The 12,699-nt window shown below is 49.6% G+C and carries 12 protein-coding genes; 9 read left to right on the top strand and 3 right to left on the bottom strand.

All coding sequences use genetic code 11. From position 1 onward, the window contains the following. Window positions 1-254: 254 nt before the first annotated feature. The 4 genes from SAQUA_RS03340 (at window position 255) to SAQUA_RS03325 (ending at window position 3,823) form a co-directional block, all read left to right on the top strand. Window positions 255-1,667, top strand: a complete 1,413-nt coding sequence (locus tag SAQUA_RS03340) for a carbohydrate porin (protein ID WP_380677808.1) — start codon at window positions 255-257, stop codon at window positions 1,665-1,667. A gap of 65 nt (window positions 1,668-1,732) precedes the next feature. After that, window positions 1,733-1,915, top strand: a complete 183-nt coding sequence (locus SAQUA_RS03335; protein ID WP_404413229.1) for a hypothetical protein — start codon at window positions 1,733-1,735, stop codon at window positions 1,913-1,915. Then, window positions 1,893-2,933, top strand: a complete 1,041-nt coding sequence (locus SAQUA_RS03330; RefSeq protein ID WP_380677806.1) for a substrate-binding domain-containing protein — start codon at window positions 1,893-1,895, stop codon at window positions 2,931-2,933. Before SAQUA_RS03335 ends, SAQUA_RS03330 begins: the two co-directional genes overlap by 23 nt. Window positions 2,934-3,004: 71 nt before the next feature. Beyond that, window positions 3,005-3,823 carry a shikimate 5-dehydrogenase gene (locus SAQUA_RS03325; RefSeq protein WP_380677804.1) on the top strand — a complete coding sequence of 273 codons (819 nt, stop codon included), beginning with the start codon at window positions 3,005-3,007 and terminating at the stop codon, window positions 3,821-3,823. Between the two features lie 208 nt (window positions 3,824-4,031). Here SAQUA_RS03325 and exbD read toward each other — a convergent pair whose 3' ends face one another. Both exbD and exbB read right to left on the bottom strand, forming a co-directional pair. Continuing rightward, window positions 4,032-4,454, bottom strand: coding sequence for a TonB system transport protein ExbD (exbD, locus tag SAQUA_RS03320; protein WP_380677802.1), 423 nt, complete (start codon window positions 4,452-4,454; stop codon window positions 4,032-4,034). A 3-nt stretch (window positions 4,455-4,457) separates the two neighbouring features. After that, complete coding sequence (gene exbB, locus SAQUA_RS03315; RefSeq protein WP_380677800.1) at window positions 4,458-5,447, bottom strand: tol-pal system-associated acyl-CoA thioesterase; 990 nt, start codon at window positions 5,445-5,447, stop codon at window positions 4,458-4,460. Window positions 5,448-5,728: 281 nt separating this feature from the next. On the opposite strand from exbB, the gene metC reads away from it, so the two are divergent. After that, on the top strand, window positions 5,729-6,919 hold the full coding sequence (gene metC, locus SAQUA_RS03310; protein ID WP_380677798.1) for a cystathionine beta-lyase: 1,191 nt from the start codon (window positions 5,729-5,731) through the stop codon (window positions 6,917-6,919). Between the two features lie 194 nt (window positions 6,920-7,113). Beyond that, window positions 7,114-7,779, top strand: coding sequence for a DedA family protein (locus SAQUA_RS03305; RefSeq protein ID WP_380677796.1), 666 nt, complete (start codon window positions 7,114-7,116; stop codon window positions 7,777-7,779). Between the two features lie 10 nt (window positions 7,780-7,789). On the opposite strand, the gene SAQUA_RS03300 is transcribed toward SAQUA_RS03305, so the two are convergent. Continuing rightward, window positions 7,790-8,674, bottom strand: a complete 885-nt coding sequence (locus tag SAQUA_RS03300) for an AraC family transcriptional regulator (RefSeq protein ID WP_380678244.1) — start codon at window positions 8,672-8,674, stop codon at window positions 7,790-7,792. A 223-nt stretch (window positions 8,675-8,897) separates the two neighbouring features. Between SAQUA_RS03300 and yqhD the strand changes: the two genes are divergently transcribed. From yqhD to SAQUA_RS03285, 3 genes are all read left to right on the top strand, one after another. Then, window positions 8,898-10,061, top strand: coding sequence for an alcohol dehydrogenase (gene yqhD / locus SAQUA_RS03295; protein ID WP_380677794.1), 1,164 nt, complete (start codon window positions 8,898-8,900; stop codon window positions 10,059-10,061). Window positions 10,062-10,249: 188 nt separating this feature from the next. Then, a complete protein-coding gene (locus SAQUA_RS03290) occupies window positions 10,250-11,086 on the top strand; it encodes a transcriptional regulator (protein ID WP_380677792.1) in 837 nt (278 codons plus the stop codon). Between the two features lie 374 nt (window positions 11,087-11,460). Continuing rightward, window positions 11,461-12,300 carry a transcriptional regulator gene (locus SAQUA_RS03285; RefSeq protein WP_380677790.1) on the top strand — a complete coding sequence of 280 codons (840 nt, stop codon included), beginning with the start codon at window positions 11,461-11,463 and terminating at the stop codon, window positions 12,298-12,300. The last annotated feature ends 399 nt before the right edge of the window (window positions 12,301-12,699 follow it).

Genomic DNA, 12,699 nt, shown 5'->3' with positions numbered 1-12,699 from the left:
AAGATATCAAAAAGCCATCCAGGCGAGGTTATCTGGTTACTAAATGGTCAAAACTCTGGCTTAAAGTACGAAAACTTCCGCTCTCCAAGCTCGCAACTCTCCACCTCCCCCGAATATTTGAGAGCAGGCTCACAATGGCTGAATCGGGTTAGCAAACTTTATTGCCAGCATACCTTTATCTTGTCTATTCTTTGAAAAACCGGTTTAGCAGTTTAGCAAAAAATAGCAACCTACCTCTTGGATGACAGGGAATCATGAAAAAATTACGCTATCTGGCTTTAACAACAGGATTACTACTTTCCGCATCGGGTGCGGCTCTGGCTGCCTCAAGCATGAGTATTGAACAACGCCTCAATGCGTTGGAACAGCGACTACAGTCGGCGGAGCAACGCGCCCAACAGGCCGAGGCGCGTGCAACATCAGCTGAAAAACGGGCTATGCAACTCGAACAGCGAACGGCTAAAACCGAGCAGCAAACTGTACAGGTGGCACAGAGAACGGCTTCCCTTGAAACCCAAAGCGCGCCGGGCTCCAATCTTAAGCTGAATGAACTTGCCGATCTGAAACTCTATGGCGACGTGGAATTTAATCTGGACGGTGCCAGCCGCACGGGCCAGCTCACTTCGTTGAAAAGCAGCGAAAAGAAAAATTGGCGGCCCGGAGATAAGGAACGATGGAGTGTTAATGGCCGGATACTCGTTGGTCTGGATGGCTATCGCCGTAATCAGGACGGTAACTTCTCTGGCTTCAGCGTACAGCCTCTGGCAGATATGACCGGTAAGATGAATCTTGATGATGCGGCCTTGTTCTTTGGCAACGAGAACAACTGGCGGGCTAAAATCGGACGCTTTGAAGCCTATGACATGTTCCCACTCAACCAGGATACCTTTATCCAATACTCGGGCAACACCGCCAACGATTTGTACGCCGACGGTTTCGGCTATATCTATATGATGAAAGAGGGCCGTGGTCGTAGTAACAGTGGTGGCAACGTTATGCTCAGCAAGTACGCGGGAGACTGGTACTTTGAGCTGAATACTCTGGTTGAAGACGGTACTTCCCTGTTCCAGGATCGCCAATATCACGGTAATACGCTGGAAAATAGCAAAAATGTGGCTTATTTGCGCCCTGTTGTAGCGTGGAAGAAACAGGAATTCAGTGCCGCTGTCGCTATGGAAAGCAACGTGGTGAATAACGCCTACGGCTACTGGGATGAGCAGGGCGAATGGGTTAATCAGTCAAAACGTAACGGTTATGGTATGACGTTAAGTTGGAATAATACCGCAACTCATCCAGACAATGGCGTAGTGGCCAATCTGAACACCGCCTATCTGGATGCGTCTGGCGAGCAGAACTTCACCACCGGGATTAATGTGCTGTGGAAGCGTTTCGAACTCGGCTATATTTATGCCCACAATGACATAAAACAATTTAATATCAGTGGAATAAATGTTGACGTTAATTCCCCGCTCAGTGAACCTGGCAAGTATGACATCCATACAATCCATACCTCGTATCTGATCCCCAATATTATGGATATGAAGAACTTCAATCTCTATCTGGGGGCCTATGTCTCAATGCTTGAGACCAACGCCGAAAATAACATCGTCAATAGTGGCAACGATCAGCGTTACGGTGCTCGCGCCAGATTCAAATATTTCTTCTGATGGCTGTTAATCCCCTGCCCGCTGTGGCTCGCCATGGCGGCGTTTTTGCGGATAAGAGAGAGTGAATGGACATTACCGCGATCGCAAATGCGCTTTTACCCCAGCTCGGTGGAAAAGAGAATATTTGCCACTCGCCTGAGGCTGGAAGGAACGGTTTTAATCACGCAGGATCACTGGTTGCTGGCAGTGTGCATGTTAGAATGACGCATCCTACGATGAACACAGATGCCGTCAGTGAAAAAAAGTAAACGCATAACCATCAGTGATATCGCCGGGCTGGCTGGCGTGTCTAAATCGACCGCCAGCCTGGTGCTCAACGGACGCAGCAAGGAGTACCGTGTTTCTGACGAAACCCGCGATCGTATTCTGGCCCTAGCCCATGAGCATCACTACCAACCCAGTATCCATGCCCGCTCATTGCGCTCCACCCGCAGCAATACCATTGGTCTAGTAGTGCCGGAAATGACGAACTATGGTTTTGCCGTCACCGCTCGCGAACTGGAAATGCTGTGTCGTGAAGCAGGTCTACAATTGCTGATCGCCTGCACAGACGAAAATCCAGGGCAGGAAATGATGGCGGTGAACAGCCTGGTTCAACGCCAGGTCGATGGCTTGATCATTGCTTCCTGCCAGCTTAACGATGTGGAATACCAGAAGATCAACGCCAGCCTTCCTGTGGTACAGATTGACCGTCTTATCCCCGGTAGCCAATTGCCGCTGGTTATTACCGATTCCATAGCGCCTACCGCCAGTTTGGTGGAAACCGTGGCGCGCCAGCACCCGGATGAATTCTACTTTCTGGGTGGGCAGCAGCGTCTTTCACCCACGCGGGATCGCTTGGCGGGTTTCCAGCTCGGGTTGGAACGGGCCGGTGTTCCTTGCAAGCCAGAATGGATCATCAACGGTAACTATCACCCAAGCTCGGGTTATGAAATGATCGCTCAGCTGTGCGCGCAGCTCGGCCGGCCACCAAAAGCGTTATTTACCGCCGCCTGTGGTCTGCTGGAGGGCGTATTGCGCTATTTGAACCAGCACCAGTTGATGGAAAGCGAGATACACTTGTGCAGCTTCGACGATCACTACCTGTTCGATTGCCTGACGATGAAGATCGACACCGTGGCGCAAGACTGTCGCAGTCTGGCACAACACAGTTTTGACATGATCACCGCACTGATTGAAGAACGTCCCCTTGAGCAGAACACCTTACACCTTCCGGGCCAGATCCATTTGCGCCATGCAGGTTCAAAAGCTTTAGGCCCTACCTGAGCGGCCTATCTATAACTCAACGCAATATTTGGCATAACTGAACCAATTTATTTTTTGCTGAGGACCCCGTTATGACTCGTGAAATCAACAAAGATACGCAGCTGTGTATGTCGCTGGCTGGCCGACCCGGTAACTTCGGCACTCGTTTTCACAATTATCTGTATCAAGAACTGGATCTGAATTTTATCTACAAGGCGTTCACTACCCAGGACATTAAGGCAGCAGTCGGTGGCGTACGTGCACTGGGCATTCGGGGTTGCGCTGTTTCCATGCCATTTAAGGAAAGCTGCATTCCTTTTCTGGATGAGTTGGATGCTTCAGCCACAGCGATTGAGTCCGTCAATACTATCGTCAATGATAACGGTTTTTTGCGCGCCTATAACACCGACTATATCGCTATCGCCAAGCTGCTGAAGCAATACCAGATCCCTGCGGCCACTTCGTTCGCCCTGCGTGGCAGCGGCGGCATGGCCAAGGCGGTGACTGCCGCTCTGCGCGATGCCGGGTTTATCAATGGCCATATTATTGCGCGTAACTCGCAGGCTGGTCAGGCGCTGGCGTCGCAATATGGCTACCCGTGGCTAGCGGAAATGGGGGACTTGCAGGTTGAGATGGTGATTAACGTTACGCCAATCGGTATGGCGGGCGGAGCAGAGGCTGAAGAGTTGGCCTTTGCACCCGCCACCATTGACGCTGCCAGGATCGCCTTCGATGTTGTGGCATTACCAGCAGAGACGCCATTGATCCGCTATGCACGTGAACAGGGCAAGCAGGTGATTACCGGTGCCGAAGTGATCGCTTTGCAGGCATTGGAGCAGTTTGTTCTGTATACCGGCGTGCGTCCAACCGACGAGCAGATCGCTCGTGCCGCAAACCATGCCCGCAGTTAAGTAAAAATAAAAGGGGCCATCTAGCCCCTTCAGACTGCTGACAAAGCCCGTTATTAGGGGGAGCGTGCCGAAGGGGTCGTAACGGCGTAAGTCGTCGGAGTGCCCCTCGGTGCGCTAGCCCCGTGTATCTCAGGCTAAAAAGCGACTTTGTCATCAACCTCAAGGGCCATCTAGGCTGTGTCCCTTCTACACACTTACAGCACAAACGTTACCTGGCGACACCTTCCATCCCCACCAGCCCGACCTTCAGATAGCCGGAGCTACGCAGCGTATCCATCACGCTCATCACCGTTTCATAATCAACGGTTTTGTCCGCCTGGAAGAAGATGGTAGTTTCTTTATTTGCATGGGTACGCTGGTCCAGCACTGTGGTCAGTTGCCCCGCCAACACTGGCTCATCCCCCACATACATCTGATTGTCTGCCTTGACCGACAGGAATACCGGTTTTTCCGGGCGCGGTTGTGGCTTGGCGGAAGAAGCCGGAAGATCGACACGAATATCTACCGTTGCCAAAGGTGCCGCCACCATAAAGATGATCAACAGTACCAGCATGACATCGATAAACGGCGTCACGTTGATTTCATGCAACTCGCCACTGTCGTCCAGATCTTCATTAAAGCGCATCGCCATGGCTCACCCCACTCGCAGTTGGTGAGCATGTTTGGCTCGTTTGGCCTCGGCCGCAGCCGTCAGATCCAGATCGCGCCCCAGCATCAATAGCACCTGCGCAGCCACGTCACCCACTTGAGCACGATGGCCACCAATAACACGAGCGAAGATGTTGTAGATCACCACCGCCGGGATCGCAGCGACCAGGCCGATGGCAGTAGCGAGCAATGCTTCCGCAATACCCGGTGCCACCACCGCCAGATTGGTGGTTTGTGAGTGGGCAATGCCAATAAAGCTGTTCATGATGCCCCATACGGTACCGAACAGACCGACAAACGGAGAAATGGCACCGATAGTCGCCAGAAAGCCATTTCCACGCCCCAACTGGCGCCCATAAGCTGCCACACGGCGTTCAAGGCGGAAACCGGCGCGCTCTTTAATCCCGTTGTTATCGTTAGAGGCTGCCGACAGTTCCAGCTCGTTCTGCGCATCTTGCAGCAATACCGCGCTGATGCTTTCTTGCGAGAAACTTTGTGCCAATTCGGCAGCATCATCCAAAGAGGTCACATCGGCCAGTGCCTGCTGTTCAAGACGCAAACGGCGCTTGGAGCGGATCAGTTCGCTTCCTTTGGCAAACAGAATGGTCCAGGTAACAATAGAGGCCAGGACCAGCCCAATCATTACTGTTTTCACCACCACATCTGCATGCTGATACATCCCCCAGACAGAGAGATCCATCCCAAAGGTTTCAGGGGGTTGGATAGCCGGGGCTGGGTTAGCAGAGGTAATATTCTTGGGGGTTAATGCTTCGGTAGGGGGGGCTTCTGGCGTGGTTGCCGTTGCTGCCGCAACGCTTTCAGCAACCGCAGGTGCTGTGGCCGGGGCAGACTGAGCACTACCTGCCAACCCTATCATCAAAACCAGCGTGGCAATTACGCCACGTCCCAGCGCCCCAAAACGCTCACGGCGTCCGCCACAAGCTTCCTGATTAATCGTCTTGCCAGCCGTCTTCACGCTGTGCCTCCATCCATCTCAATATTTACGCAAGAATTCAGCGTGCGATCATACCAAACCAATCAGGGATTGATAGTGGTTATCATTATTATTTACGCAATACCGTACCCGTGGATAAAAAAGAGGCTAGCCTGGGCTTTACCATGCCGCTGCGAACATAGCGGTTAAAACGTCTGGATGGCTATTTAATAACATGTTAACGTAAAGCCTATCGCAAAATGGACTTATACACGTCGCCCTTCAAGCTGCGGCGGCGTTGGCTGCCCAAAGGTAAATTCAGCATGAAATCAAAGAATCTCGAAACCGCGCTAATCGGCGCCGGGCGCAGCAAACGCTATACTCAAGGCTCCGTTAATCCAGTGACGCAACGCGCCTCTTCACTGGTATTTGAATCGGTTGCGGCTAAAAAGCACGCCACCGCCAAGCGCGCTCACGGAGAGCTTTTTTACGGGCGCCGTGGCACCCTCACCCATTTCGCTTTGCAAGATGCCATGACCGAGTTGGAAAACGGTGCAGGCTGCGTGTTGTATCCATGTGGCGCAGCCGCCGTCTCAAATGCCATTCTGTCGTTCGTGGGCGCAGGCGATCATGTGCTGGTGACCGGATCGGCTTATGAACCTACGCAGGATTTCTGCACGCATATTCTTGGCCGCATGAACGTAACCACCGGCTATTTTGATCCATTGATCGGGGCCGGGATTGCTTCATTGATCCAGCCTAACACCCGCGTCGTTTTCCTGGAGTCACCGGGTTCCATCACCATGGAAGTGCAAGATATCCCGGCAATGGTCAAGGCCATTCGCAGCGTGAACCCGGAGATTATCATCATGATCGATAATACCTGGGCGGCAGGCGTTCTGTTCAAAGCGCTGGATTTTGATATCGATATTTCCATTCAGGCGGGCACCAAATACATCATCGGGCATTCTGACTATATGCTGGGTACCGCCGTCGCTAATGCCCGCTGCTGGGAACAACTGCGCGAAAACTCTTATCTGATGGGGCAAATGGTTGATGCCGATACCGCCTATATGGCCAGCCGAGGTCTGCGCACGCTGAGCGTAAGGCTCAAGCAGCACGAACAAAGCAGCATTGCCGTGGCACAATGGTTGCAACAACGGCCAGAGGTGGCAGTGGTCAATCACCCTGCGTTGCCGGGATGTAAGGGCCACGAGTTTTATCGCCGCGATTTCAGCGGTTGTAACGGCCTGTTTTCTTTTGTGCTGAAACAGCGCCTGAGCGATACGCAGTTGGCTCATTATCTGGATAAATTCAGCCACTTCAGCATGGCCTATTCCTGGGGAGGTTATGAATCACTGGTCCTGGCTAACCAACCGGAAGAGCTGGAGGCAATCCGCCCGGCAGGCGGCGTGGATTTCTCTGGCACGCTGGTACGCCTGCATATCGGGCTGGAGAACGTGCAAGACCTGATTGACGATCTGGCCGCCGGTTTTGAGCGCCTCACGCGCTAAATTTTCTGGGCGACAGGTCTGTCGCCCACCCTTCGTCCAGGTTTTTACGTCCTCTGACACATTTCTACATTCTGTTTAATGTCCGCTTAGGCTAATAGCGTTACACTAGGGCATGTCCCTCTATTCACTGTTAAGCATTGTCATAAGCACGACAGCCGACAGAAAGTCAGCCCAGGCGCACCACAGGACAAAAAATGGATGTATTAAAAGAAATTATTCACGCACTGTGGACACAGGATTTTATTGCCCTTGCCGATCCCAGTGTAATTTGGGTGGTTTATACCGTACTTTTCGCCACTCTGTTTTTAGAAAATGGTTTACTACCAGCGGCCTTTCTCCCCGGCGATAGCTTGCTACTGTTGACCGGTGCACTGATTGCCAAAGGCGTGATGAGTTTCATCCCCACACTGATTATCCTGACCGTTGCCGCCAGCCTTGGTTGCTGGCTCAGCTATCTGCAAGGACGATGGCTCGGTCATACATCGTTGGTCAAAGGCTGGTTGCTACAGTTGCCGATCCAATATCACCAGCGCGCAGACATGCTGTTCGATCGCCATGGTCTGCTCTCGTTGCTGATTGGCCGCTTCCTGGCATTTGTGCGTACCCTGTTACCCACCATCGCTGGCCTATCAGGCCTGAATAACACCCGCTTTCAGATATTTAACTGGCTGAGCGCTTTACTTTGGGTGGGTTCGGTGGTCACTGTAGGCTATGCTTTCAGCCAGATCCCTTTGGTCAAACGCCATGAAGATCAGGTGATGACAGGATTGATGATCCTGCCTGTGGCACTACTGGTGTTTGGCCTGCTGGGTGCCATGCTGGTGATTTGGCGCCAAAAGCGCGCCTCACGAATTGAGTAATAGACCCAGCCTAGCCCTGCATTATTATGTTGTTATCCCGTAGCCGGGCGATCTCATCGCTCGGCGTTATACCAAACAGACGTTTAAACTCGCGGCTAAACTGCGAAGCACTCTCGTATCCCACCTTTATCGCCGCTGTGCTGGCTTTCAACCCATCATGCACCATCAGCAAACGTGCTTTATGCAAACGATAGGATTTAACGTATTGCAACGGTGAAGTATTGGTTACCGCTTTAAAGTTATGGTGGAATGCGGAAACGCTCATATTTACCTCATACGCCAGTTGCTCGACGTTCAGGCTTTCCGCATATTGATTCTCAATCCGCCGCAACGCCTTGGCAATTTGGCCAAAATGGGTGTGACGGTTGACCAATTCCTGTAATGAAGCTCCGCAGTTGCCCCGCAGCACGTAATAAAGCAGTTCTCGCACAATCTGCGGCCCCAACACGCGAGCATCCAGCGGTTTCGCCATAACATCCAGTAAACGTTCGGTGGCGCACAGCATTTCATCGCTCAGTGGTGCGAGGTTAACTCCACTACTTTCCATCCGGGGTTTCATCAGATAGTCGTCATCACCAATATCGATCAACAGATCCTGCAACATCTGGGTATCGATATTCACCGCCAACCCGACCAGCGGTTGCTCTGGGCTGGCAAAGGTTTCACATTCAAACGGCAGAGGTACAGTCATCAACAGGTAATTGCGCGGATCGTACTGGAAGGCTTTGCTGCCACAGTAGCCAACCTTATGCCCCTGAAAAATAATCACAATACCGGGTTCATACATCACTGCCTGACGCGGACAATGCTCATCAGCATACAGGATTTTCACCTTGGGAACTGGCGAGGGGCTGTAGCCTTTGCCAGTGGCAAAAAGCATCGCCTTGCGCGCCATTCGACCATGCAACTCACTTGTCTGCGTCACGACTTCTCTCTTGCATACTGAATAATCTGACATGGATAGTAGAGCAAAATTTGTGTTTCCTACAGACAATTGTAGGAATAGGCAAGACACTTACAGGAATATGCATTGTGTGTTCGGGCTAAGTTACTGACAATACACACCAGTTACTTTGCGCCATTTGGCGCCCCCCTGATGCCATATAGAGAAAACGATCATGCAAAACTTCATTCTTCATACCCCAACAAAAATCCTGTTCGGTAAGGGGCAGATTGCAGAACTGGGCAAACAGATCCCGGCTGATGCCCGCATTCTGATCACCTACGGTGGTGGCAGCGTCAAGAAAAACGGCGTGCTGGATCAGGTCTATTCCGCACTGGTTGGCCGAAATGTACAGGAGTTCTGCGGCATTGAACCCAATCCAACCTACGAAACGCTAATGAAAGCGGTTGAGCTGGTACGGGAAGAAAAGATCGACTTCCTGTTGGCAGTGGGTGGCGGTTCTGTGGTTGATGGCACCAAATTTATTGCGGCAGCGGCCAATTACACAGCGGATCGCGATCCCTGGCATATTCTGAAAACCGTAGGCAGCAAAGTCACTGAGGCAGTACCGATGGGATGCGTGCTTACCTTGCCCGCAACCGGTTCTGAATCCAACAGTGGCGCAGTGATTACTCGCGCAAGCAGCGGCGACAAACAGCACTTCTTCTCTGCGCATGTACAGCCACTGTTTGCCGTACTGGATCCGGTAGTGACTTACTCATTACCGCCGCGCCAGATTGCCAATGGTGTCGTGGATGCATTCGTTCACACCCTGGAGCAGTATCTGACCTACCCGGTTGATGCCAAAGTACAGGATCGCTTTGCGGAAGGTCTATTGCTGACACTGTTGGAAGATGGCCCGCGCGCGCTGGCAGAACCCGAAAACTACGCGGTGCGTGCCAACGTGATGTGGAGCGCTACCATGGCGCTTAATGGCCTGATCGGCGCCGGTGTGCCTCAGGACTGGGCGACACACATGCTGGGTCATGAGCTAACCGCTATGCACGGTCTGGATCACGCCCAAACTCTGGCTATCGTCCTGCCGGCCTTGCTGGTGGAGAAAAAAGCACAGAAACGCGAAAAATTGCTGCAATACGCCGAGCGTGTCTGGGGACTGCGCGAGGGTTCAGAAGAGAACCGAATCGATGGTGCCATTGCGGCGACGCGCACTTTCTTCGAAAAAATGGGGGTACCTACCCGCTTGTCCGATTACCAACTAGATGGCAGCTCCATACCTGCACTGATCGACAAACTACACCAACACGGCATGACTGCTCTGGGTGAACATCAGGACATCAATCTGGAAGTTAGCCAACGTATTTATCAAGCTGCGCGCTAAGTTCCCTCCCCCTTTCCCAATGTGATTTGATCGCATTGGGAAAATCTCGCCCCTTCGAACTATCAATCCCCCCAGCGGCTAAAATGACTATTTTTAGCTGCTGCAACCCTCATATTGATTTTACTTGAGTATATACTTTATGTAAGTCAGCTGATTTCCTCACTAAACACTTTATAGGTAATTGAAAAATGTCAGAAAAATACATAATTAACTATAAAGTGATATTCATCCCTGCTGAAAATCGCCTAACGCCTTTGGAGGCGAGAGGGAGTGAAATTATTTTAAATGCTCCGGTTAGCCGTATTTTGCTTCTTTTGTTGCAAAATGCTGGGGAAGTGGTTCGGCAAGAGGAGCTTTTTAAAGAGGTTTGGGAAAAGCACGGCCAATTTGTCAGTGCAAACACGCTTTATCAGAATGTCTCTCTACTGCGCAAAGGATTAAATCATACGGGGCTACTTACTGATATTGTCAGAACTGTCCCCAAAAGAGGCTTCATTTTTAAAGGAGAAGTCCAGATTTATCGGGACAACGATAAGCCATCGCAGCCAGAAAACAATAATAATCAATCAATTAATACAGCCATCAATAATGAACCGATCGCAAAGGAGATTCATAACCAAACTATTGACCATACAGAAAGTAAGGTTGTAAATAAAAATTCCGCCGATGATATTTTTATAAAAAAATGGAAGGGGATAAAACTCGTTCCTCTGATCTGCTTTTCATTTTTTTTAATCGCCAGCGTACTAATCTGGACTAAAAAAGAAGATAAATTTATTAGCACACATAATAAAATTGCCAGCATTAATCAATGCGCTATTTATGTAGATCAAGGAAACTTGCGTGCCAGCTACGAGAAATACATCCTTTTTTTAGAAGAAAAAAAAGTCGCCTGTGACCCGACGAAATTCATTTATATTACAAAAAAAATAGCCAGTAATGATGTTCTTATCTTACTTTGCAACACTGAGATTTCAGGGGACGTGAACTGTTCCACCTTGTATAAAATGACGCAAGAAAAGTAGACTTAGTAGAGGATCGTTCTTCCACACGAACAATGTACACAAACCTAAGCGAGATTCTGATTTTCAATTTTTTGGGCTGATACCACCACTGACACTGACGATTATAGCCCCATTCAATATAATCATACACAGTTGTTTTTATCGCCTCTCGACTGCTAAATCTGTTGTTGTCCCAACGAGATAACGTGTATCAAGCAGCATAAATCAACCTTGGGTGACCACTTAGCTCCACCTTTGAAGCGCGACTGTTACTATTGTTATCACGGCTAAAACGACTATTTTTAGCTGTGGCACCCCTCATATTGATTTTACTTGAGTATACTTTATGTAAGGCGACTGACTTTTTCACTAGATAATTTATAGGTTATTGATAAATGACAGAAAAATACGTTATTAACCATAAAGTGTTGTTTATCCCTGATGAAAATCGTCTAACGTCTTTGGAGGCGAAAGGGAGGGAAATAATTTTAAATGCTCCTGTTAGCCGTATTTTGCATCTTTTGTTGCAAAATGCTAGGCAAGTTGTTCCACAAGAGGAGCTTTTTAAAGAAGTTTGGGAGAAACATGGTCAATTTGTGAGTGCGAACACGCTTTATCAGAATATATCTCTACTGCGCAAAGGACTAAACCATATGGGGCTTCGTACTGATACTGTCAGAACTGTCCCCAAAACAGGCTTTATTTTTAAAGGTAAAGTCCAGCTTCATGAGGATAGCCATCACGCCTCGCACCAAGAAAACATTAATAATCAATTGATTAATCCATTCAATGATACCATTGTCAATGACGAGATGACTGTAAAAGAAGCCAATGACCAATCGATAACCCTTCCTGAAAGTCAGGTTGAAAATACAAATACCATATATGTTATTTTTATAAAGAACTGGAAGGGGATAAAATTTATTTCTCTGATATTTTTTTCATTTCTTTTAATTGTCAGCATACTATTTCTGACTAAGAAAGATGATAAATTTATTAGCACGCATAATAAAATCGCCAATATTAATCAATGTGCTGTGTATGTAGATCATGGAAACTTACGTGCAAGCTACGAAAAATACATTCTCTTTTTAAAAGAAAAAAATATTGAATGTAGCCCGCCGAAATTCATTTACATTACTAAAAGCATTGCCAGTCATAATGTTGTCATCTTGCTTTGCCACATTGAAGTTTCTGAGAGCTTGAAATGTTCAACCTTATATAATATGACGTAAGAAAAGTAGACTTAGGCTGTGTCCCTTAATTGCACGCGAGCGCCGCTGGCGGTCATTTGCGCACAGGGCAAGGCGTGAGCCACGAGGTTTGGTGGGCCAAATAAGCGGCGAACAACGCCGCAATGCGCGCAAATGGCCCCAGCCCGAAGGGTCGCGCCCTAAAAGCCCGTTCGAAGTAAAGTCGGGCTTGAACAGAGGGCCACTCTGCCCTTCACCCTCCGCCTTGATAACGGGCTTTTGGGTCTGCGACGGCACCACGGGCAATTAAGGGACACAGCCTAATCTAAGAGCTTTGGGCAGGTTTGCTACTTGCTGATTGAAGGGCAAAGGTCTAAGCACAACATGGCCGTTTCCTGCTAGGCTTTAAGCTGTGCCCGACAATTGCAGGCGTACTCTGTT

The sequence above is a fragment of the Serratia aquatilis genome, from assembly GCF_044865145.1.
In the GTDB taxonomy this organism is placed as follows: domain Bacteria; phylum Pseudomonadota; class Gammaproteobacteria; order Enterobacterales; family Enterobacteriaceae; genus Chania; species Chania aquatilis.
This window is presented reverse-complemented; position numbering and strand designations above follow the sequence as displayed.